Annotated in this window: 19 protein-coding genes and 4 tRNA genes; 20 read left to right on the top strand and 3 right to left on the bottom strand. The window is 54.7% G+C overall.

The features are described from left to right. Window positions 1-159: 159 nt before the first annotated feature. Together BM258_RS09740 and BM258_RS09735 are read right to left on the bottom strand one after the other, a co-directional pair. Window positions 160-236: transfer RNA gene (locus BM258_RS09740), tRNA-Val, on the bottom strand. Between the two features lie 138 nt (window positions 237-374). Then, window positions 375-451 (bottom strand) — tRNA-Val (locus BM258_RS09735). 411 nt (window positions 452-862) lie between these two features. Between BM258_RS09735 and BM258_RS09730 the strand changes: the two genes are divergently transcribed. Both BM258_RS09730 and BM258_RS09725 read left to right on the top strand, forming a co-directional pair. After that, window positions 863-939: transfer RNA gene (locus BM258_RS09730), tRNA-Asp, on the top strand. A 47-nt stretch (window positions 940-986) separates the two neighbouring features. Beyond that, window positions 987-1,063: transfer RNA gene (locus tag BM258_RS09725), tRNA-Asp, on the top strand. Between the two features lie 333 nt (window positions 1,064-1,396). Here the strand turns inward: BM258_RS09725 and BM258_RS09720 are convergent. Continuing rightward, window positions 1,397-2,500, bottom strand: coding sequence for a carbohydrate kinase family protein (locus tag BM258_RS09720; protein WP_090071609.1), 1,104 nt, complete (start codon window positions 2,498-2,500; stop codon window positions 1,397-1,399). Between the two features lie 592 nt (window positions 2,501-3,092). Between BM258_RS09720 and BM258_RS09715 the strand changes: the two genes are divergently transcribed. The 18 genes from BM258_RS09715 to BM258_RS09630 all read left to right on the top strand — a co-directional run bounded on the left by BM258_RS09715 (window position 3,093) and on the right by BM258_RS09630 (window position 21,281). Then, window positions 3,093-3,458, top strand: a complete 366-nt coding sequence (locus BM258_RS09715) for an NADH-quinone oxidoreductase subunit A (protein WP_090071607.1) — start codon at window positions 3,093-3,095, stop codon at window positions 3,456-3,458. Then, window positions 3,449-4,030, top strand: coding sequence for a NuoB/complex I 20 kDa subunit family protein (locus BM258_RS09710; RefSeq protein WP_090071605.1), 582 nt, complete (start codon window positions 3,449-3,451; stop codon window positions 4,028-4,030). The genes BM258_RS09715 and BM258_RS09710 overlap by 10 nt, the downstream gene beginning before the upstream one ends. A gap of 90 nt (window positions 4,031-4,120) precedes the next feature. Further along, the gene (locus BM258_RS09705; protein ID WP_090071603.1) at window positions 4,121-4,723 is read left to right on the top strand and encodes an NADH-quinone oxidoreductase subunit C; all 603 of its coding nucleotides are present in this window, start codon (window positions 4,121-4,123) and stop codon (window positions 4,721-4,723) included. 28 nt (window positions 4,724-4,751) lie between these two features. Continuing rightward, window positions 4,752-5,942 carry an NADH-quinone oxidoreductase subunit D gene (locus BM258_RS09700; RefSeq protein WP_090071601.1) on the top strand — a complete coding sequence of 397 codons (1,191 nt, stop codon included), beginning with the start codon at window positions 4,752-4,754 and terminating at the stop codon, window positions 5,940-5,942. Window positions 5,943-6,038: 96 nt separating this feature from the next. Next, entirely contained in the window at window positions 6,039-7,088 is a 1,050-nt protein-coding gene (nuoE, locus tag BM258_RS09695; RefSeq protein ID WP_090071599.1) for an NADH-quinone oxidoreductase subunit NuoE, read from the top strand. Between the two features lie 8 nt (window positions 7,089-7,096). After that, window positions 7,097-8,401 carry an NADH-quinone oxidoreductase subunit NuoF gene (gene nuoF / locus BM258_RS09690; RefSeq protein WP_090072183.1) on the top strand — a complete coding sequence of 435 codons (1,305 nt, stop codon included), beginning with the start codon at window positions 7,097-7,099 and terminating at the stop codon, window positions 8,399-8,401. A gap of 34 nt (window positions 8,402-8,435) precedes the next feature. Continuing rightward, window positions 8,436-10,520 carry an NADH-quinone oxidoreductase subunit NuoG gene (gene nuoG, locus BM258_RS09685; protein ID WP_090071597.1) on the top strand — a complete coding sequence of 695 codons (2,085 nt, stop codon included), beginning with the start codon at window positions 8,436-8,438 and terminating at the stop codon, window positions 10,518-10,520. Between the two features lie 12 nt (window positions 10,521-10,532). Further along, window positions 10,533-11,582, top strand: a complete 1,050-nt coding sequence (nuoH, locus tag BM258_RS09680; RefSeq protein ID WP_090071596.1) for an NADH-quinone oxidoreductase subunit NuoH — start codon at window positions 10,533-10,535, stop codon at window positions 11,580-11,582. 27 nt (window positions 11,583-11,609) lie between these two features. Beyond that, entirely contained in the window at window positions 11,610-11,855 is a 246-nt protein-coding gene (locus BM258_RS09675; RefSeq protein ID WP_090071594.1) for a hypothetical protein, read from the top strand. A 16-nt stretch (window positions 11,856-11,871) separates the two neighbouring features. Beyond that, complete coding sequence (locus BM258_RS09670; RefSeq protein ID WP_090071592.1) at window positions 11,872-12,132, top strand: hypothetical protein; 261 nt, start codon at window positions 11,872-11,874, stop codon at window positions 12,130-12,132. Further along, entirely contained in the window at window positions 12,132-12,620 is a 489-nt protein-coding gene (gene nuoI, locus BM258_RS09665) for an NADH-quinone oxidoreductase subunit NuoI (RefSeq protein WP_090071590.1), read from the top strand. The genes BM258_RS09670 and nuoI overlap by 1 nt, the downstream gene beginning before the upstream one ends. A 63-nt stretch (window positions 12,621-12,683) precedes the next feature. Continuing rightward, complete coding sequence (locus BM258_RS09660; protein ID WP_090071588.1) at window positions 12,684-13,298, top strand: NADH-quinone oxidoreductase subunit J; 615 nt, start codon at window positions 12,684-12,686, stop codon at window positions 13,296-13,298. A gap of 72 nt (window positions 13,299-13,370) precedes the next feature. Continuing rightward, the gene (gene nuoK / locus BM258_RS09655) at window positions 13,371-13,679 is read left to right on the top strand and encodes an NADH-quinone oxidoreductase subunit NuoK (protein ID WP_090071585.1); all 309 of its coding nucleotides are present in this window, start codon (window positions 13,371-13,373) and stop codon (window positions 13,677-13,679) included. Between the two features lie 8 nt (window positions 13,680-13,687). Further along, window positions 13,688-15,646: an NADH-quinone oxidoreductase subunit L gene (gene nuoL / locus BM258_RS09650; protein WP_090071583.1), complete on the top strand. Its 1,959-nt coding sequence runs from the start codon at window positions 13,688-13,690 to the stop codon at window positions 15,644-15,646. Further along, window positions 15,643-17,154 (top strand): NADH-quinone oxidoreductase subunit M, encoded by a 1,512-nt coding sequence (locus BM258_RS09645; protein ID WP_090071581.1) that lies wholly within the window; start codon window positions 15,643-15,645, stop codon window positions 17,152-17,154. Before nuoL ends, BM258_RS09645 begins: the two co-directional genes overlap by 4 nt. 35 nt (window positions 17,155-17,189) lie before the next feature. Then, the gene (gene nuoN / locus BM258_RS09640; protein ID WP_090071579.1) at window positions 17,190-18,635 is read left to right on the top strand and encodes an NADH-quinone oxidoreductase subunit NuoN; all 1,446 of its coding nucleotides are present in this window, start codon (window positions 17,190-17,192) and stop codon (window positions 18,633-18,635) included. Window positions 18,636-18,807: 172 nt separating this feature from the next. Continuing rightward, on the top strand, window positions 18,808-19,584 hold the full coding sequence (locus tag BM258_RS09635; protein ID WP_210186718.1) for a biotin--[acetyl-CoA-carboxylase] ligase: 777 nt from the start codon (window positions 18,808-18,810) through the stop codon (window positions 19,582-19,584). 32 nt (window positions 19,585-19,616) lie between these two features. Continuing rightward, window positions 19,617-21,281: a ribonuclease J gene (locus BM258_RS09630; protein ID WP_090072181.1), complete on the top strand. Its 1,665-nt coding sequence runs from the start codon at window positions 19,617-19,619 to the stop codon at window positions 21,279-21,281. The last annotated feature ends 60 nt before the right edge of the window (window positions 21,282-21,341 follow it).

Genomic DNA, 21,341 nt, shown 5'->3' with positions numbered 1-21,341 from the left:
GAGAGAGAAAGCGTGGAGGGACTGTCGAATCTCTCTTCGGCTCCTCTGGAGGTTCTGGGGCTCATAAAGCTCTAGGGCAATTTCTGCGCAAACACAGATGCACGGACAGATCAAATTGATTGGATAAGGACCAACGCTGCCAATTTGAGGAAAGAAGAATGGTGGGTGATGAGAGATTCGAACTCCCGACCCTCTCGGTGTAAACGAGATGCTCTAACCAGCTGAGCTAATCACCCACTTTGTTTCACTACGATCAGATATCAGTAGTGAAGAGCGTTTCATTTGAAGCGCTGCTCGCTCATCGTTCCCGTATTTGCTGATGTCAAACCATCTGGATGACATCATATGCTGCCAGTATCTGGAAGCTTGGGGAATGGTGGGTGATGAGAGATTCGAACTCCCGACCCTCTCGGTGTAAACGAGATGCTCTAACCAGCTGAGCTAATCACCCGTACCCAATGTGCGTGAGCTGCTTTTAGAGGCTGAGTGCCAAGCATGCAACAAAAAAATGACAGTTGAATTCTTTCTCTGGGGAAATCGAGGTGTGTGGTCGAGGCGGTGAAAAATTCAGTGTGGGAATCTTATCCATCACGGGGCCAAAAAGAGGGTTGTTTCTGATCTTGCAGGATAATTTTGAGGTGGATGCGCACTTTTATTGAGCGGCCACCAGATCGTGCCTTTGGATAAAATCAGGTTTCCAACAGGGGAATCCGCAGGAATAGGCCGGTTCTGCAAAAGGACTGTGAAATTTTCACAAAAAGAATTTCTAATGCGCTTGACTTAGCGTCGTCCGCGTCGTATTTCAGCGCCACTCCACACGGAACAGTCGCTTCGGCGGCGCCCAAGTGTGGTTCGGGTAAATGGGGATGTAGCTCAGTTGGTTAGAGCGCCGGCCTGTCACGCCGGAGGTCGCGGGTTCGAGTCCCGTCATTCTCGCCATCCCAAAACCGCGCTGGCAATCAGTTTTGATTGTTGGCATGAAATGCGGGGATGTAGCTCAGTTGGTTAGAGCGCCGGCCTGTCACGCCGGAGGTCGCGGGTTCGAGTCCCGTCATTCTCGCCATTTTCTCATGACAGTCTGATTTGACATTGTTGTGACATGATGGCCGCGAATGCGGCTTTTTTTGTATGTCCCTTCCTGATTTTTTCTGTTCTGCGTTTGGCGCCTCTATTCTGGCGGCGTGTCTCTTTGCGCATTGGCTGATTGAGGTACGAAGCGCGCTCGATGGGCGCTCTCTGTAGATTTGATTCCGGTTTGTGCGTCACAGGCGTCGCACTGTGCCTGAGAGCGTTTTTAAGGAGTGTTCTTACGTTTTGGGCGTCTCTGGCAGTCAGGTACAAAAAAAGGCCACAGCGAGCTGCTGCGGCCTTTTCTGAAGGATCTTGTTTGGAGGACTTAGTCCTGCCAGGCCCAGAAGGAAACGGGCAAATCTTTCTTGTCAGCTTCCCAGCGCTTTTCTGCTTCTTCGATAGTCAGCAGTCCGCTCTGGGTATCAACATATTCACAAACCGAGGAAGAGTTGATAGTTGCGATCTGCAGCGCTTTCTCCGGCGTGGCGCCAGCGCCAAGGATGGCGCCGAATGTGGAGGTGAATGCATCACCCGCACCGGCTGTGCCGCGCACATTGGTTTTCTTGATCGGGCAATGATAGATGCCTTCTTCGCTGCCCAGATAAGCGCCGCCAGTGCCATCGGTGATGAGAATGTATTTCGGACCGATGGACATCAGCAGAGACATGAAGCCGGACAGGGAGCAGTGGACATGGTCCATGATCAGGCCGCGGGTCATGAGGCTCTTGCTGGCGCTCTGGTCCATTTTGACGGTGCGCATGTTGGAATGCTTGGAATAGTCAAGCAGGGCAGGCATCATCAACTCGGCTTCAGCGCGGTTGATGTTGATCAGATCGATATTCTTCGCCGTGTCGAGGAATTCCTTGCCACGACGATTGATCTGGCGTTCGCCTGGGTTGGCAACGACGAAGGCGCCGGCTTCCTTGCCGCGCTGGCAGATCATCGGGAAGGCTTCGGCCGACTCGTTGGACATCGGAGCGATATGCAAAAGTTCAGCGCCATCGAAGATGCCTTCGTGGATGTCTTCGTCAGTCACCCGGCAGTTTGCGCCACGAGCAGTAAAGATCGATGCGTTGCGGTCGTGGGACGCGATCATCACGGAACAACCGGTGATGGCCTTGTCTGTTGTCATGAGCCCCGTGTCGGAAAGACCTTCGCGTTCCAGAAGCTGACGAACCATCTCAGCTTCAATGTCTTCGCCGATTTTGACGTTCGGTGTCACTTCATTGCCAAGGCGCGACAAGGAAACCGCAGCATTAATGGCACCACCACCGACATGGGTGGAGATGTTCAGCGCATCAATTTTGCGACCTTGCTCGAGCATCAAAAATGAATTGTGCGCATTGGTCATGGAAATGCGCTCAATGTCATTGTCGGCAACAATGGTAATGATATCGATCATTGCGGAGCCGATTGTTGCTGTTTTCATCAGACTTGCCTCATTTTTGGTTGATCGTCGTGAAAGACTGTGAGCGAGCGTCCCGTCGCTCTATGAAAATTTCGTGCTGCGACTCTTAAATAGTTTTTTTCTTCTCGCCCCGAAAAAAATCAAACTTGCTGTCCGACTTACAATAGAATCCGTGAATTTCACAGACTTATTTTGAAGAAACTGCGACTATAGTATAAAAATTGGGCAATCGGTCGACCTGGTGAATGTGGGGCAGGGCCTCATATTCGTGTCATATTCGTGCAGTCAGGAATTGTGAATATGTCGGTGACACTTTATCTTGAGCTGTGTTTAGGAAGTGGTTTGACCTTCGTTGTACGTATTGTTTCTGTGGGTGCGATTCGACCTGTGCATCAGTTTTGCGGTGATCTTCGCTGTTAGTAGCTATCTGCGACAAAATTGGTCAATGACCCTTGCTTAAGTGTTTCTGCTGAGGTAAGCGTGCAAAGGTCGAGGTTGTACGAGGACCACAACCTTAATCCTGTCTCAGTTTTCGCTTGACATATTGCCGCTCCTAGATCGACACCTATTGGCTATGTCAAGTGAAGGACCCTATTCGAGAGGACCGACTATCATGGAAGAGCTGCTCTTAGATTATCTTCCCATTATCATATTTATCGGCATCTCTCTGATTATCGGTCTTGCCCTGCTTGTCTCTCCCTTTATCGTGGCGTTCAAAAACCCCGATCCGGAAAAACTCTCTGCTTATGAGTGTGGCTTCAATGCCTTTGACGATGCGCGTATGCCGTTTGATGTGCGCTTCTATCTGGTGGCGATTCTCTTTATTATATTTGATCTGGAAGTGGCGTTTCTCTTTCCGTGGGCGGTGGCATTCGGCGATCTGGGGCTATTCGGTTTCGTATCTATGATGATTTTTCTGGCAATTCTGACTATCGGATTCGTTTATGAATGGAAGAAGGGGGCGCTGGAATGGGACTAAGCGAACAAAATCAGGCACTGGTCGCCCAGCAGCCCAAGGGCATTCTTGACCCAAAGACAGGCAAGCCTATTGGCCATGACGATCCGTTTGTATCTCAAATGCGTGCGGATCTCTCCGACAAGGGGTTTCTGGTTACCGCAGCCGATGATCTGATCACCTGGGCGCGTACCGGTTCTCTCATGTGGATGACCTTCGGACTGGCCTGCTGTGCAGTCGAGATGATGCAAATGTCCATGCCGCGCTATGACTGCGAGCGCTTCGGCTTTGCGCCGCGCGGCTCGCCCCGTCAGTCTGACGTGATGATTGTTGCGGGCACTTTGACCAACAAAATGGCTCCGGCCTTGCGCAAGGTCTATGACCAGATGCCCGAGCCTCGCTATGTCATTTCCATGGGATCCTGCGCCAATGGCGGGGGCTATTATCACTATTCCTATAGTGTTGTAAGGGGCTGCGACCGGGTTGTTCCGGTCGACATTTATGTGCCCGGTTGCCCGCCAACGGCGGAAGCGCTGCTCTATGGGGTGCTGTTATTGCAGAAGAAGATCAGGCGCACGGGATCGATCGAGCGCTGATGCTTGTATGAAAGAATTGCTGATCGGCGGGGACCGCAATGTCGCCGATTATAGGAAAAGGGCCGTTTTGGCTTTTATGAGGACGATCGTATGGACGAGACACTAAGAGATCTCGGTGACTATATCGAATTGGTATTGGATGGCAAAATCATCGATTGGCAGATTGCCTTTGGCGAGCTGACCGTCAATGCCAAGCGTGATGATATCGTCGAGATCACACGGATTTTGCGCGATGATCCCCGTCTCAAATTCGTCTCCTTCATAGACCTTACCGCCGTTGATTATCCCGCACGTCCAGAGCGTTTTGATGTGGTCTATCACTTGCTGAGCCCGAAGCAGAATGCGCGGGTCCGCATCAAGATCAAAACGGATGAAGTTAGTTATGTTGATTCCATCTGTGGTGTCTTTCCCGGCGCCAACTGGTTCGAGCGCGAAGCCTATGACATGTATGGCATCCTGTTTGCCGGACACCCTGATTTGCGCCGCCTGCTGACAGACTATGGGTTTGACGGCCACCCGCTGCGTAAGGATTTTCCGCTGACCGGATATTATGAAGTGCATTATGACGACGAGAAAAAGCGCGTCGTCTATGAGCCGGTGAAACTCGCACAGGAGTTTCGCAATTTTGATTTTCTCAGTCCCTGGGAGGGCGTTGATTATGTTCTTCCCGGAGACGAAAAGGCCGAAGGCTGATTAGGGACTGAGAGGGGATTGACGCGCTATGGCTGAAAAGCAGGTAAGAAATTTCAATATCAACTTCGGGCCCCAGCATCCCGCTGCGCATGGTGTGTTGCGTATGGTTCTGGAGTTGAATGGCGAGATTGTCGAGCGGGTGGACCCGCATGTGGGGCTGCTGCATCGTGGCACCGAAAAGCTGATAGAACATAAGATCTACTCGCAGGCGACGCCTTATTTCGACCGGCTTGACTATGTGGCCCCGATGAATCAGGAGCATGCATTCTGCATGGCGGTCGAACGTCTTCTGGGGCTGGAGGTTCCGCGCCGGGCGCAGCTGATCCGTGTTCTTTATTGCGAGATCGGGCGCATTCTCAATCATATCCTCAATATCACAACGCAGGCGATGGACGTTGGGGCGCTGACCCCGATTCTGTGGGGCTTTGAAGAGCGCGAAAAGCTGATGGTCTTTTATGAACGGGCCAGCGGCTCGCGCATGCATGCCAACTATTTCCGCGTCGGCGGTGTTCGCCAAGATCTGCCCGAAGACCTGATCGATGATATCGAGGCTTTCTGTGATCCCTTTCTGAAGGTGGTTGGTGATATCGATACGATGCTGACCGATAACCGCATTTTCAAACAGCGCAATGCCGACATCGGCGTGGTGGCGCTGGATGATGCATGGGCATGGGGCTTTTCCGGCACCATGGTGCGTTCTTGCGGCGTGCCGTGGGATTTGCGCCGGAGCCAGCCTTACGAATGCTATAGCGAAATGGAATTCGATATTCCGGTCGGAAAGCACGGGGACAATTATGACCGCTATCTGATGCGCATGGAAGAAATGCGCCAGTCAGTGCGGATCATGCGTCAATGCATTACCAAACTGCGTGAGCCTGAGGGGCAGGGGCCGGTTTGCACCGAGGATGACAAGATCGTGCCGCCAAGGCGCGATGAAATGAAGCGCTCGATGGAAGCGCTGATCAATCATTTCAAGCTTCATACGGAAGGCTTCCATGTGCCTGCCGGTGAGGTTTATGCCGCTGTGGAAGCACCAAAAGGCGAGTTTGGTGTCTATCTCGTCTCAGATGGCACGAACAAGCCGTATAAATGCAAGATTCGCGCGCCGGGCTTTGCGCATCTCTCCGCGATGGACTTTTTGTCTCGTGGTTATCAGCTGGCCGACGTGTCCGCCATTCTCGGATCGCTTGATCTGGTGTTTGGCGAAGTGGACCGCTAGGTCACTGCAATTCGGGCCTTGGTCTGGCCCCTGATTTTAACTTCGGTCTTGCCTTTTGAGTGAGGCGAACCGAACCAGAAACGAGGAACGGCAGACATGAGTGTCCGTCGCCTGCATAGCGAACAGCCGGAGAGCTTCGAATTCTCAGCGGAGAATCTCGAATGGGCCCGGAATGTGATTGGTCGATATCCTGAAGGGCGGCAAGCGTCGGCGGTCATTCCGCTTTTGACGCGTGCGCAGGAGCAGGAAGGCTGGGTGACCCAGCCTGCGATCGAATATGTGGCGGATATGCTGTCTATGCCCTATATTCGCGTTTTGGAAGTGGCAACTTTCTATACCCAGTTCCTACTGCAGCCGGTGGGCAAGAAGGCCCATATTCAGGTGTGCGGCACCACGCCGTGCCGTTTGCGCGGGGCGGGGGATCTGATCCGGGTCTGCAAGAACAAGATTGCCGACAAGCAGTTTGCGCTCTCTGAGGATGGTGATTTCTCTTGGGAGGAAGTGGAATGTGCAGGCGCGTGCGTCAACGCGCCGATGATCCAGATCTCCAAGGATACTTATGAGGATCTGACGCCGGAGATTTTTGAAGAGCTGATCGACAAGATTGCGGCTGGCAAGGCTGTCGAGCCGGGAAGCCAGACAGGCCGACAGGGCTCTGCTCCGGCAACCGGCCCCGTCACGCTGACCGATCCTTCGCTTTATGATGGCTCTCGGGTCAAGTGGGGTCTTGGCGCCGAAATGGATGAGCCGGAAGACGAAGTCGAAACGGCTGAGGGCGCTAAAAAAGACGCCCAATCAGATGCAACAGAGGGGGGGCAGCCTGACAGCAGCGCGGAGAGCGGTATGCCGGTTCTTCTGCGCGAGCCTCTCGACGGTAAAGCGGATAATCTGAAGGAAATCAGCGGTATTGGTCCCAAGATTGAGCAAAAGCTCAACGGGGTCGGTGTGTTCCACTTTGCCCAGATCGCCCAATGGACCGACGAGAATATTGCTTTCATCGACAGCCAGCTCGCCTTCAGGGGCCGGATTGCCCGCGAGAACTGGATTGAGCAGGCTAAAGTGCTGGCCTCTGGTGCCGAGACGGACTTTTCCAAGCGGGTGCAGGCCGGTGCGGTTTCATCCAGTAAGAGCGGAGGGGATGCATAATGGCCGTAATGCTCGAGGATAAGGACCGGATTTTTACCAATATTTACGGCATCCATGATTGGGGTCTGGAGGGTGCCTTGAAGCGCGGCTCATGGGACGGCACCAAGGGGCTGCTGCAAAAGGGGCGCGAGTGGATCATCAATGAGATGAAGGCATCTGGTCTGCGCGGTCGTGGCGGTGCTGGGTTCCCGACTGGGCTTAAATGGTCTTTCATGCCGCCAAAGCAGGAAGGGCGCCCGCATTATCTGGTTGTCAATGCCGATGAATCCGAGCCGGGCACCTGCAAGGACCGCGAAATCCTGCGCAACGATCCGCATCATCTGGTGGAAGGCTGCCTGATTGCGGGCTTTGCCATGAATGCGGACGCGGCTTTCATCTATGTGCGTGGTGAGTTCATTCGTGAGCGCGAGCGGCTACAGGCTGCCGTGGATGAGGCCTATGAGAAGAAGCTCATCGGCAAGAACAACATCCATGGCTATGATTTCGATATCATCGTGCACCATGGTGCTGGCGCTTATATCTGCGGTGAAGAAACTGCCCTTCTGGAATCGCTGGAAGGCAAGAAGGGGCAGCCGCGTCTCAAACCGCCATTCCCGGCCAATGTGGGCCTTTATGGCTACCCGACGACGGTCAACAATGTGGAATCCATCGCCGTTGCACCTACGATCCTGCGGCGCGGGGCCAACTGGTTCAAGGGCTTCGGTGCGGAGAATAACCACGGCACTAAGCTGTTCTGCGTTTCTGGCCATGTCAATCAGCCCGCGACTTTCGAGGAAGCCATGTCGATCCCCTTCAAGGAGCTGATCGACAAGCATTGTGGTGGCATTCGCGGCGGCTGGGACAATCTGTTGGCCGTTATTCCGGGTGGCTCTTCGGTCCCTTGCGTTCCGGCAGACCAGATCATGGATTGCCCGATGGATTTCGACAGCCTCAAGGAGCTAGGCTCCGGTTTGGGCACGGCTGCGGTCATCGTGATGGACAAATCAACCGACATTGTCGCTGCAATTGCCAGGATTTCCTATTTCTACAAGCATGAAAGCTGTGGCCAGTGCACGCCATGTCGTGAAGGAACCGGCTGGATGTGGCGTGTGATGGAGCGCATGGCGCGCGGCGAGGCGCAGAAGAAAGAAATCGATATGCTGTTCGAGGTTTCCAAACAGGTGGAAGGTCATACGATCTGCGCCCTTGGCGATGCTGCAGCATGGCCGGTGCAGGGGCTTATCCGCCATTTCCGGCCGGAAATCGAAAAGAGAATTGATCAATATACGGCCAATCCGAAAGCGGATGCGGCCCCGCTGGAAGCGGCCGAATAGGCCGATAGAGTTTAACGCAACGGAGACACGTTCGATGGCAAAGCTGGTCGTTGACGGAATTGAGATAGACGTCCCGAAAGAATATAGCCTGCTGCAAGCTGCAGAGGAGGCCGGGGCCGAGATTCCGCGTTTTTGCTATCACGAGCGTCTGTCGATTGCGGGCAACTGCCGTATGTGTCTTGTCGAAGTGAAGGGCGGGCCGCCCAAGCCGACGGCTTCCTGCGCGATGCGCGTGGGCGATCTGCGCCCCGGGCGCGATGGCGAGCCTCCTGAGATCTTCACCAAGTCTCCCATGGTCAAGAAGGCACGCGAAGGGGTGATGGAGTTTTTGCTCATCAACCATCCGCTTGATTGTCCGATTTGCGATCAGGGCGGGGAATGCGATCTACAGGATCAAGCCATGGCCTTTGGCAAGGGTGGTTCGCGGTTCGACGAGAACAAGCGTGCGGTCGAGAATAAATATATCGGTCCACTGGTGAAAACCACCATGACCCGCTGCATTCATTGCACCCGCTGTGTGCGTTTCACCACAGAGGTGTGTGGCATTCACGAACTGGGACTGGTCGGTCGCGGGGAAGATGCCGAGATCACCACCTATCTGGAAGCGGCGCTCACATCGGAGTTGCAGGGCAACGTGATTGATCTCTGCCCCGTTGGCGCTCTGACATCCCGGCCTTATGCCTTCACGGCGCGCCCGTGGGAATTGACCAAGACCGAGACCATCGATGTGATGGACGCGGTGGGCAGCAATATTCGCGTTGATACCCGTGGTCGGGAAGTGATGCGCATCCAACCACGTATCAATGACGCAATCAATGAGGAATGGATTTCCGATAAGACCCGCTTCCTTTGGGATGGGCTCAAATCACAACGACTCGACAAGCCTTATGTGCGCAAGGATGGCAAGCTGACCCCGGCAAGCTGGGATGACGCCTTCCGTGCCATTGCTGCCAGGCTGAATGGCTTGGCCGGTGACAGGGTCGGCGCAATTGCGGGCGCGATGGCAAGCGTGGAAGAAATGTATGCGCTCAAGGCTCTGATGACAGCCCTTGGTTCGGGCAACATGGATGCCCGTCAGGATGGCTCTGTTCTGACGTCTGCCATGGGACGAGCGGCCTATTTGTTCAACGCCACCATCGAGGGCATTGAAGAAGCGGACGCGATTCTGATCATTGGTTCCAATCCTCGGATGGAAGCGGCTGTGCTCAATGCCCGCATTCGCAAGACATGGCTGGCCGGGAATACAAGGATTGCCGTAATCGGAGAGCAGGCCGACCTCAAATATGGCTATGACTATCTGGGCGCTGGCGCTGACATTCTGGCGGATCTTGCTGATGGCAAGGGGGCTTTCTTTGACAGCTTGAAGAGCGCAGAAAAGCCACTGATCCTCATCGGGCAGGGGGCGATCAATCATGACGATGGCGAGGCAGTTCTCGCGCAGGCAGCAAAGCTGGCTGAGGCTTGCGGCGCGCTTGCTGACGAATGGAACGGCTTCTCGGTGCTGCATACCGATGCAAGCGCTGTCGGAGCCTTGGAAGTGGGCTTTGAGCCGCAGGCAGGAGGCAAGGATATCGCCGCGATGCAGGCCGGTGGCGTGGATGCTCTGTTCCTGCTTGGGGCCGATGAGCTGGCCTTTGATGCCTTTGGTGATGCATTCAAGATTTATATCGGGAGCCACGGCGATGCCGGTGCCCATGCGGCAGACGTCATCTTGCCTGCTGGGACCTATACCGAGAAGTCGGGGCTATATGTGAATACTGAAGGGCGGGTGCAACTGGCAATACGCGCCAATTTCCCTCCCGGAGATGCCAAGGAAGACTGGGCCATTCTGCGGGCGCTCTCTGCTGTTTTGGGCAAGACTTTGCCGTTTGACAGCCTTGATCAGCTGCGCGCGCAGTTGCTTGATGCCTATCCTCAGTTCGAGGTGACGGACGAATGCCTTGTGGGCGATCCTTCTGATATCAGGGCGTTGGCGCAAAAGGCAAAACCGGTCAAAGGGCAGGCATTGATTTGTCCGGTTTCGGACTATTACCTGACCAACCCAATCGCGCGCGCCTCGGCTGTCATGGCCGAATGCAGCGCACTGGCCAAGAGCAACAAAGCGGAAGCTGCGGAATGAGAGGACTGCTAGATGAATGATTTTGTCGCAAACTGGCTGATCCCTGGCGCCATCATGGTGGGGCAATCCCTTCTGCTGTTGGTCGTTCTGTTGGTTGTGATTGCCTATGTCCTGCTTGCCGATCGCAAGATCTGGGCTGCCGTGCAGATGCGGCGCGGGCCAAATGTGGTCGGGCCTTTCGGCCTGTTGCAGTCATTTGCAGACCTTTTGAAGTTTGTTTTCAAGGAACCGATTATTCCGTCCGGCTCCAACAAGGTGATCTTCCTGCTCGGCCCACTTGTTACCGTGACCGTGGCGTTGGCTGCGTGGGCTGTGGTGCCGGTGGCGGATGGCTGGGTGATCTCGGACATCAATGTGGGCATTCTCTATTTGCTGGCTGTCTCCTCTCTCGGTGTTTACGGCATCATCATGGGGGGCTGGGCGTCCAACTCGAAATACCCGTTTCTTTCTGCCTTGCGGTCTGCCGCGCAGATGGTTTCCTATGAGGTGTCTATCGGCTTTGTCATTGTGACGGTGCTGCTGTGCGTCGGGTCGCTTAACCTGACCGATATCGTCATGGCGCAGCAGAGTGGCCTTGCGACCAAGCTGGGAATGCCGTCAATCAGTTTTCTGAATTGGTACTGGTTGCCGCTCTTCCCGATGTTCGTCGTGTTTTTCATTTCAGCACTGGCCGAGACCAATCGCCCGCCGTTTGATCTGGCAGAGGCGGAGTCCGAGCTGGTGGCCGGTTTCATGGTTGAATATGGCTCGACCCCTTACATGATGTATATGCTGGGTGAATATGTCTCGATTGCGCTGATGTGTTCGATGACGACGATCCTGTTCATGGGGGGCTGGTTGCCGCCGCTTGATATCGCTCCCTTTACATGGGTGCCCGGCGTTGTCTGGTTCATTCTGAAGTCCAGTCTGGTCTTTTTCATGTTTGCCATGGTGAAGGCTTTTGTTCCCCGTTACCGCTATGACCAGTTGATGCGTCTTGGCTGGAAGGTGTTCCTGCCGATGTCGCTGTTCTATGTGGTGCTGGTGGCTGGCGTTCTGCAATTTGCCGGTTGGGCGCCATAAGAGCCGGAAGGGCAAGAGGGGGCAGGAATGTTTGATTTGTCGTTGCCCGGAATGGTCGGGGCCCTGATTGGCGGGGTGATCGGCTGGGCCGACTTCAAGATGATTGGTGGCCTTGTTGGCGCCAAATGGATGAAATCCCGTTCGGAAAGGGGCCTTGGCAACCATCCGAACACAAAGAGATTTGGCGACTGGATTCAGTTTGGAATCTGGTGTGGTACACAGCTTCTGTTTCCGGTGATCGGCTATTGGGCCGGTGCGTCGCTGGCAGGCTAAGGGTGGTTGAAGAGAGATGGATCAGGCAGCGTTGATTGCTGGTAGTCTTGGGGCCTTTGTCGGATTGGCGATTGCTCTGGTGGCAAACCTTGTCGTTTTGCCTGCTGTCCTCAAGGCACAGGAAGACGGGTTCATTATGGGGCGCAAGACGGTCTTGAGTTCCATGACCCCGGACACGGTGGCCCGGATTACGCGTTTCATGTATCGGGTTCCTATGCCGTTGTTGTTTGCATTTGTTGGCTTTCTGGCCGGTTTGAAGGCGTATGGAGGGTATTGATGGCACTAGAACAAGCTGCTAAATCGCTGATGCTGAAGGAGTTTGTTTCGGCCTTCTTCCTGTCGATGCGCTATTTCTTCGCGCCCAAATCGACAGTGAACTATCCGTTCGAGAAAGGGCCGGTGTCTCCGCGCTTTCGTGGGGAACATGCCCTCAGACGCTATCCAAACGGGGAAGAGCGCTGCATTGCCTGCAAATTGTGTGAAGCCATCTGTCCGGCGCAGGCGATTACCATCGAGGCGGGGCCGCGCGGCAATGACGGAACGCGCCGGACGACCCGCTATGACATCGATATGACCAAATGCATCTATTGCGGCTATTGCCAGGAGGCGTGCCCGGTGGAAGCGATTGTCGAGGGACCGAATTTCGAATTCGCCGCTGAAACGCGTGAGGAGCTTTTCTACAACAAGGAGAAGCTGCTCGAGAATGGCGAGCGCTGGGAGCAGGAACTGGCTCGCAATATCGCATTGGATGCGCCTTACCGCTAAGGCGGTATGCACTGGATTTCAAGGAGAGATGCCTCCCGCAAGGGACGCAGGAAAGCAAAAGACATGATTCTTCAGAGCGTCTTCTTTTATCTGTTTTCAGCGGTGCTGCTGGTTTCGGCGCTGATGGTGATCGGTGCGCGCAATCCTGTGCATTCGGTGCTGTTTTTGATCCTTGCCTTTTTTAATGCTGCGGCACTGTTCGTGCTGCTGGGGGCCGAGTTTCTGGCGATGCTGCTGGTGGTGGTCTATGTGGGCGCGGTTGCGGTGTTGTTCCTGTTTATCGTGATGATGCTGGATGTCGATTTCGTTGAGCTGCGGGCCGGCTTTCTGACCTATATGCCGGTCGGTCTTGTCGTGGGTGTCGTGCTGTTGGCCGAGCTGTTGATCGCGCTGGGCGGTTGGGCTCTGAGCCCCGATCTGGCGGCGAATCTGGGGGAACCGATGCCAACGCTGGCTGAAGCTTCCAACATCGAGGCCATCGGGGCGCTGCTCTATACCAAATATGTTTTCTATTTCCAGACTGCGGCGTTGATCCTGTTTGTCGCGATGATCGGGGCGATTGTCTTGACGCTTCATCACCGTAGGGATGTGCAGCGCCAGAATATCGAGCGGCAGGTTGCGCGCAACGCCGAGAATTCAATTGAAATTGTAAATGTGGAACCGGGTAACGGCATCTAACCGGACCGACACCGCTTGTAATAAGTGCCCGCCATTCAACGCGGGCGGGACCAAGAAGGGACAGACAGAGAGATGGAAATCGGGCTTAGCCATTATCTGACCGTTGCAGCGATCCTGTTTGTGATCGGGATGTTCGGCATTTTCATCAACCGGAAGAATGTCATCGTCATTCTTATGTCGATCGAGCTGATCCTCTTGGCGGTCAATATCAACTTCGTTGCCTTTTCCTCCTATCTGGGTGATCTGGCTGGGCAGATTTTCGGTTTGCTCATTCTTACTGTTGCCGCCGCCGAGGCGGCAATCGGGCTGGCCATTCTGGTCGTGTTTTATCGCAATCGCGGCTCTATCGCGGTTGAAGACATCAATATGATGAAAGGCTGAGAGAGATCATGTATTCGGCCATTGTCTTCCTGCCGCTGATTGGCTTTTTGATTGCGGGCCTGTTCGGGCGCACACTCGGGCACAAGGCGTCGGAAATCATTACCAGCACGCTGCTGGTGATTGCAGCATTCTTGTCATGGGTTGCCTTTCTTTCTGTTGGGATCGGCCATGGAGAAAGCCAGACAGTCAACATTCTGACCTGGCTCAGCTCCGGAGATCTGGAAATCAACTGGTCCATTCGCGTCGATACCCTGACTGTTGTGATGCTGGTGGTCGTGAATACGATTTCTGCGCTCGTACATATCTATTCCATCGGCTATATGCATGGCGATCCGCATCGTGCGCGTTTCTTTGCCTATCTGTCGCTCTTCACCTTTGCAATGCTGTCGCTGGTGACCGCCGATAACCTGTTACAGATGTTCTTTGGTTGGGAAGGCGTAGGGCTGGCCTCCTATTTGCTGATTGGCTTCTGGTATCAGAAACCATCGGCCAATGCTGCTGCGATGAAGGCGTTCATCGTCAACCGCGTGGGGGATTTCGGCTTCCTGCTGGGGCTATGCGGTATCTATGTGCTGTTTGGCAGTATCAGCTTTGACACGATCTTCGCCAATGCTTCGGCCATGCAAGAGCAAACCATTCATTTCCTCGGGCAGGATTTCAACGCGCTGACGACAATCTGCCTGCTGCTCTTCATGGGGGCCATGGGCAAGTCGGCCCAGTTCCTTCTGCACACATGGTTGCCTGATGCCATGGAAGGGCCAACGCCTGTTTCCGCGCTTATCCATGCTGCCACCATGGTGACGGCGGGCGTGTTCATGGTGGCGCGTCTGTCACCGTTGTTCGAGCTTTCGCCCACGGCGTTGGAAGTGGTGACCTTCATTGGTGCCACAACGGCCTTCTTTGCTGCCACCGTTGGCCTCGTACAGAATGACATCAAGCGCGTGATTGCCTATTCGACCTGTTCGCAGCTTGGCTACATGTTTGTTGCGCTGGGGATCGGCGCCTATGGCGCTGCAGTGTTCCATCTCTTCACGCACGCTTTCTTCAAGGCCCTGCTGTTCCTGGGGGCGGGCTCTGTGATCCATGCGGTTTCCGATGAACAGGACATGCGGCGCATGGGCGGTTTGCGCAAGCATATCAAACTGACCTATCTGATGATGCTGGTCGGCACCTTTGCGCTGACGGGCGTGGGCATTCCGGGCACCATTCTCGGCTTTGCCGGTTTCAATTCCAAGGACGCCATTATCGAATCCGCCTTTGCTGCGCAAAATGGCATGGCCAATTATGCCTTTGCGATGACGGTGATTGCGGCGCTCTTTACCAGCTTCTATAGCTGGCGGCTTATCTTCCTGACCTTCCATGGCCGGGAGCGCATGAGCGCGGATGTGAAGGCGCACATTCATGAAAGCCCAGCCGTGATGACCGTGCCGCTCATCGTTCTGGCGCTTGGGGCGGTTCTGGCCGGTATGGTCTTTGCCGGATATTTCTATGGCCATCATTATGAGGAGTTCTGGAAGGGGGCTCTGTTCACGGGGGCGGAGAACCATGTCATGCATGAGTCCCACGACGTGCCGATGATGGTCAAGCTTGCCCCATTCGTCATGATGGCTGTCGGCTTCCTGGTTGCCTTTGGTTTCTACATCCTCTCGCCGAGCACACCCAAAAAGCTCGCCGAGCGGCATAACTGGCTCTACAAGTTCCTGCTCAACAAATGGTATTTCGACGAGCTTTATAACTTCCTCTTCATTCGTGGTGCCAAGGGGCTTGGTTCGCTGCTCTGGAAGGGGGGAGATGAAGGCGTGATTGATCGCTTCGGGCCAAACGGGATTGCGGCGCGCGTTGTTGCGCTGACCAGTCGGATCAATCGGCTACAGACCGGATATGTCTATCACTATGCCTTTGCCATGATGATTGGTGTGGCGATCCTGATTACCTATTCCATGCTAAGCGGGGGAGCACACCAATGAGCGACTGGCCACTTCTTTCTACGGTCGTTTTCCTGCCATTGGTCGGGGCGATGATGATCCTGCTGGTCAAGGGCGATACGGCTATAGCCCGACGCAACATCACCAATGTTGCGCTCTGGACCACGGTGGTGACATTTCTTATTTCGCTGCTGATTTTGAGCCAGTTTGATTCATCCAATGCCGGCTTCCAGATGCAGGAAACCGCCGACTGGCTTGGTGGCTCCATTGCTTATCGCATGGGAGTTGATGGCATCTCGATCCTGTTTGTCATTCTGACAACGGCGCTGATGCCCGCTGCCATTTATGCCAGTCGCAATTCCATCCAGAAGCGGGTGAAGGAATATATGATTGCCTTCCTCGTTCTGGAAACGATGATGATCGGCGTCTTTTGCGCGCTGGATCTGGTGTTGTTCTATCTGTTCTTTGAGGCGGGCCTCATTCCGATGTTCCTCATCATCGGCATCTGGGGTGGTCAAAACAGGGTGTATGCCAGCTTCAAATTCTTTCTCTACACGCTAGCGGGATCGGTGTTGATGCTGCTGGCCGTGATGGCGATGTATTGGGACGCTGGCACGACCGATATCGTGACGCTGCTGGCCCATCCTTTCTCGCCGCAGATGCAAACGTGGCTGTGGCTGGCTTTCTTCGCTTCATTCGCTGTCAAAATGCCCATGTGGCCGGTGCACACCTGGTTGCCGGATGCCCATGTGCAGGCACCGACGGCAGGGTCGGTCATTCTGGCGGGGGTATTGTTGAAGATGGGGGGCTATGGCTTCCTGCGCTTCTCGCTGCCCATGTTCCCGATTGCTTCGGATATGTTCGCGCCGCTGGTCTACACGCTATCGGTGATTGCCATCATCTATACCTCACTGGTGGCACTGGCCCAGCAGGATATCAAGAAACTGATCGCCTATTCGTCGGTGGCGCATATGGGTTATGTCACCATGGGGGTTTTCTCCATGACGCAGCAGGGCGTGCAGGGCGGTATTTTCCAGATGATCTCCCACGGTATCGTCTCGGGAGCCTTGTTCCTGTGCGTTGGCGTTGTCTATGACCGGATGCATACGCGTGAAATCTCGGCCTATGGTGGCCTCGTCAATCGGATGCCTGTGTTTGCCACGCTGTTCATGATCTTCACCATGGCCAATGTAGGCTTGCCCGGAACGTCTGGTTTTATTGGTGAGTTCCTGACCATCATTGGCGTGTTTCAGGTCAATACGTGGGTTGCGCTGTTTGCTGCAACGGGGGTTATCCTGTCGGCCTCTTATGCCTTGTGGCTCTATCGCCGGATCATCTTTGGCAAGCTGGAGAAGGAGAGCCTCAAGGGTATCCTTGATATGGATATCCGCGAGAAAACCATTCTAGTGCCGCTTGCTGTTTTGACAATCCTGTTCGGTTTCTACCCTGCGCCCATTCAGAATGTGACGGCTGTGGCTGTCGAAAATCTGATCAACAATTATCAGGCAGCCCTCAGCGCTGCGGACAAGCTGGCACTGCTTGCTCAATAGAGCGCGGTGTGAGCGAAACATGAAGTGAGTGAAAGATGACCACTGAGTTGGCTACGCTTCCCAATCTGATGCCCGCTTTGCCGGAAATCCTGCTGGCTGTCGGTGCCATGGTGTTGTTGATGCTGGGTGCATTTGGCGGTTCGAAGACCTCTCAGGTGGTTAACGGCCTCGCGGTTGCCGTGCTGATCATTGCCGGTGCGATCCTTTTGTTGTCGTCTGGCGGAACTGTGACCACTTTCAATGACGCCTTCATTCAGGATCCCTTTGCCCGCCTGATGAAAGTGCTGGTGTTGATCGGGTCGGGTTTCTCATTGGCGATGTCTGTTGGTTATACGCAGGAAGAGAAGTTCGACCGGTTTGAATATCCGGTGCTGGTGCTGTTGGCAACGGTGGGCATGATGTTGATGCTCTCGGCCAATGACATGATCGCCGTCTATCTCGGCCTGGAGCTGCAATCGCTTACTCTTTATGTGCTGTCTTCTTTCAAGCGCGATAGCGCCAAGGCAACGGAAGCGGGCCTTAAATATTTCGTGCTGGGGGCGTTGTCATCGGGCATGCTGCTCTATGGCATGAGCCTTGTTTATGGCTTTACCGGTCAAACCTCCTTTGTGGGCATTGCCGAGGCGGTGCATGTAGAAGGGGCTGGTATTGGCGTCATCTTCGGCCTTGTCTTCATTCTGGCTGGCTTGACCTTCAAGATTTCCGCTGTGCCATTCCATATGTGGACCCCCGATGTCTATGAGGGCGCGCCAACGCCTGTGACCGCCTTTTTGGCAGCGGCGCCGAAGGTCGCGGCGATGGGGCTTATCGTGCGTGTTGTCATGACGGCCTTTGACCCGATGGATCTGCAATGGCAGCAGGTGATCACCTTTGTTTCCATCCTGTCCATGGTGCTCGGGGCTTTCGCAGCCATTGGCCAGCGCAACATCAAGCGGCTGATGGCCTATTCCTCGATCAGTCATATGGGCTATGCCTTGGTGGGCCTTGCCGCGGGCAGTTCGGCCGGAGTCGTGGGCGTCATTGTTTATCTGATCACATATCTAGCCATGACGCTGGGCACTTTTGCTGCCATCATGTCCATGCGTCGTCGCGACGGCATGGTGGAGCGCATTGATGATCTGGCTGGCCTCTCGCGCAATGATCTGCCCATGGCGGTGTTGCTCGGGGTCTTGATGTTCTCGCTGGCGGGCATCCCATGGATGGGGGGCTTTATCGGCAAGTGGTTTGTCTTTTCTGCCGCAATCGAGGCCGGGCTCTATCCGCTCGCCATCATAGGCGTGCTGGCGTCTGTTGTGGGGGCCTTCTATTATTTGCGCATCGTCAAGATCATGTTCTTTGATGATCCGGCACCGGTGTTCGAGCGCCCAGCCAACGAGTTGCGTCTGGTTCTCGTGATCAGCGGATTGTTTATGGCGTCGATGGTTTTCTATGTGAGCCCGATCCGTACCGTTGCTGAACTGGCCGCAAACAGCTTCTTCTGATTGGGGCTTTGCACCTGCTTAAACATTTGTTCGTCTTTTGCGAGACAGTGACTGGCGGTTATGATATGTAGACACTGCCCGAAGGTTCTTCGGGCAGTTTTTTGTAGGGCCTTATCTGTCTGGCAGATGGATCTCACCCCAGCCCTTCGGTTTTGCAGATTGAGCAATCGCATTGAATAAGCTACCCGAACCATATCGCCTGATATCTTTTGACACGATCGATTCCACCAACAAATACGCTCTGGATGTCGCCAAGCAAGGCGAAGAGGGTGGATTGTGGATCTGGGCTGGTGAACAGACTGCTGGACGCGGCCGTCGTGGGCGGCAATGGAGTTCCGAGAAGGGCAATCTGGCAGCAAGCCTTTTGCTGCTTAGCCCGGCTCCGCCGAATGTTGTCGGGCAATTACCGCTGCTAACAGCCACGGCCGTGCATCGAGCGATTTGTGATCTCATTCCACCTCATATGCAGGCGGCATTGCGCATCAAATGGCCCAATGATCTGCTTTGGGGCGACCAGAAAATTTGTGGCATCCTTCTTGAGAGCACTTTTCTGGTTGATGGTCGCCAGGCGGTTGCCGTTGGCATCGGCGTTAATTGTCGCACACATCCAGACAAAACCGATGGTCTCAAAGCCGCAGATATTGCGCAGACAGGCTATGATGTTTCTCCCGAGCAACTGCTCGAGCGATTGATCTGGCAGATGGCGGATCGGCTGTCTGTCTGGCAACAAGGCTCCAATTTTGCCGCCATCCGCGATGATTGGCTTTCTTGCGCGCGCGGGCTGGGGCAGCATGTGGTGGCTCGCTTGCCCAATGAAACCGTCGAGGGCACCTTCGAGATGCTCGATGAAGATGGGGCTTTGATCATGCGGCTGGCAGACGGTCAGACGCGAACGATTTATGCGGGCGATGTCTTTTTGCCCGGAATGCATTCAGAAATGCAAAAATGATGGCGCAGGAAAGCGCCACGATGAGAGAGAATATGACGTCTTCTGAACTGGTCTTTATGCCGCTGGGCGGCGTAGGCGAAATTGGCATGAACATGGCCCTTTATGGCATCGGCCCGGAGGGGGACAAACGCTGGCTGATTGTCGACTTCGGCGTGGCCTTTGCCAATGAGGCGCATCCCGGTGCCGACCTGATTTTCGCCGACATCCGTTTTCTAGAGCAGGAACGGGATCGTATCGACGGCATCGTTATCACCCATGGGCATGAAGATCATTTTGGCGCGCTGTTTGCGCTTTGGCCACGCTTGGAAATTCCGATCTATACAAGCGGCTTTCTGGCTGACCTGATCGAAGCCAAGGCCGAAGCCGAACCGGGCTCGCTCGAAATTCCGGTCAATCAGGTGGAGCAAGGCTCTCGCGTGCAGCTTGGCCCGTTCAACGTTGAGTTCGTCCCCGTTTCCCATTCCATCCCCGAGGCCAATGCATTGGCGATTCGCACCGAGCATGGGCTCGTGTTGCATACCGGTGACTGGAAACTGGATGCCACGCCCGGTGTGGGCAAGGGCACCGACATCGCGCGTATGAACGAGTTGGGCGAGGAGGGCGTGCTCGCCCTTGTTTGCGATTCGACCAATGCATTATCGGAAGGCTCTTCGATTTCAGAGAAAGAGGTAGAAGAAGAGCTTACAAAGCTGATCGCCAAAGCGCCCCATCGGGTTGCCGTTTCTACCTTTGCGTCCAATGTGTCTCGCGTGCAGGCAATTGCCAGGGCGGCGAGGGCCAATGATCGGCAATGTGTCGTGGTTGGCAGGGCCTTGTGGCGCTTTATCGAGGTGGCGCAAGAGCAGGGCTATCTGAATGATGTTCCCGAATTCATCTCTGACGATGACTATGGCTATTTGCCCCGTGACAAGGTGGTTGCCATTTTGACGGGCTCACAGGGGGAGAAGCGCGCTGCACTGGCGCGGGTTGCTGCCAAAGAGCATCCAACGGTGCAGCTTTCCAAGGGCGATCAGGTGATCTTTTCCTCAAAAGCCATTCCGGGCAACGAACGCGCGATCAACGAGGTGATCAACAATCTGGCGGCTCAGGATGTTGAGATCATCACCGAAAAAGATGCGCCAATCCATGTCTCCGGGCACCCGAAACGGGGCGATTTGCGCAAGCTTTACGAATGGATCCAGCCAAAAATCGCAGTCCCTGTGCATGGCGAAGAAATGCATTTGCGGGCCCATGCCCAATTGGCGCGCAAAATGGGCGTGCGAGAGGTTCTGCATGTCCGTAATGGCTGGATGGCCCGGCTGGCTGGTGGAACGGTCAAGAGTTGGGATGAGTATTTTGGTGGCCGTCTGTACAAGGACGGTTCGCTTGTTGGCACTTTCGAAGAAATGGGGATACAGGAGCGGCGCAAGCTCTCCTATGTGGGGCATATTTCTGTGGCGATTACAGTCAGTCGCAAGGGGGAAATTCTGGGTCATCCACAAATGGCCCTTGCCGGTATTCCAGAGAGGGATGCAAATGATCAATTGTTTGTTGAAATCGTGGAAGCCGGGATTTTTGGCGCCCTGAAGGGGATGCCAGCCAAGAAACGCAAGGATGTGGAAGTGCTGCGCGAGGCTGTCCGGCGCTCTGTTCGCTCTGAGGTGAACCAAAAGTGGGCCAAAAAGCCAGTTGTCGCAGTGATGATCAACCTTGTATGACAGTGAGGAATGCGTTTCCGGTAAGACTAAAGGCGTGTCGCGTTGACAGGCCATGACCGG

Source organism: Cohaesibacter marisflavi (genome assembly GCF_900115225.1).
GTDB lineage: Bacteria > Pseudomonadota > Alphaproteobacteria > Rhizobiales > Cohaesibacteraceae > Cohaesibacter > Cohaesibacter marisflavi.
The sequence above is the reverse complement of the archived record's forward strand: the minus strand, read 5'-3'. Positions and strand labels throughout refer to the sequence as shown.

Bases quoted from the DNA above. Each gene is read 5' to 3' on its own strand.
- BM258_RS09705 (WP_090071603.1), top strand. From the start codon at position 4,121: ATGGACGAGACACTAAGAGATCTCGGTGACTATATCGAATTGGTATTG.
- BM258_RS09700 (WP_090071601.1), top strand. From the start codon at position 4,752: ATGGCTGAAAAGCAGGTAAGAAATTTCAATATCAACTTCGGGCCCCAG.
- nuoE (WP_090071599.1), top strand. From the start codon at position 6,039: ATGAGTGTCCGTCGCCTGCATAGCGAACAGCCGGAGAGCTTCGAATTC.
- nuoK (WP_090071585.1), top strand. From the start codon at position 13,371: ATGGAAATCGGGCTTAGCCATTATCTGACCGTTGCAGCGATCCTGTTT.
- BM258_RS09715 (WP_090071607.1), top strand. From the start codon at position 3,093: ATGGAAGAGCTGCTCTTAGATTATCTTCCCATTATCATATTTATCGGC.
- BM258_RS09675 (WP_090071594.1), top strand. From the start codon at position 11,610: ATGTTTGATTTGTCGTTGCCCGGAATGGTCGGGGCCCTGATTGGCGGG.
- nuoL (WP_090071583.1), top strand. From the start codon at position 13,688: ATGTATTCGGCCATTGTCTTCCTGCCGCTGATTGGCTTTTTGATTGCG.
- BM258_RS09710 (WP_090071605.1), top strand. From the start codon at position 3,449: ATGGGACTAAGCGAACAAAATCAGGCACTGGTCGCCCAGCAGCCCAAG.
- BM258_RS09645 (WP_090071581.1), top strand. From the start codon at position 15,643: ATGAGCGACTGGCCACTTCTTTCTACGGTCGTTTTCCTGCCATTGGTC.
- nuoI (WP_090071590.1), top strand. From the start codon at position 12,132: ATGGCACTAGAACAAGCTGCTAAATCGCTGATGCTGAAGGAGTTTGTT.
- BM258_RS09630 (WP_090072181.1), top strand. From the start codon at position 19,617: ATGACGTCTTCTGAACTGGTCTTTATGCCGCTGGGCGGCGTAGGCGAA.
- nuoH (WP_090071596.1), top strand. From the start codon at position 10,533: ATGAATGATTTTGTCGCAAACTGGCTGATCCCTGGCGCCATCATGGTG.
- nuoN (WP_090071579.1), top strand. From the start codon at position 17,190: ATGACCACTGAGTTGGCTACGCTTCCCAATCTGATGCCCGCTTTGCCG.
- BM258_RS09720 (WP_090071609.1), bottom strand. From the start codon at position 2,500: ATGAAAACAGCAACAATCGGCTCCGCAATGATCGATATCATTACCATT.
- BM258_RS09660 (WP_090071588.1), top strand. From the start codon at position 12,684: ATGATTCTTCAGAGCGTCTTCTTTTATCTGTTTTCAGCGGTGCTGCTG.
- nuoG (WP_090071597.1), top strand. From the start codon at position 8,436: ATGGCAAAGCTGGTCGTTGACGGAATTGAGATAGACGTCCCGAAAGAA.
- BM258_RS09670 (WP_090071592.1), top strand. From the start codon at position 11,872: ATGGATCAGGCAGCGTTGATTGCTGGTAGTCTTGGGGCCTTTGTCGGA.
- nuoF (WP_090072183.1), top strand. From the start codon at position 7,097: ATGCTCGAGGATAAGGACCGGATTTTTACCAATATTTACGGCATCCAT.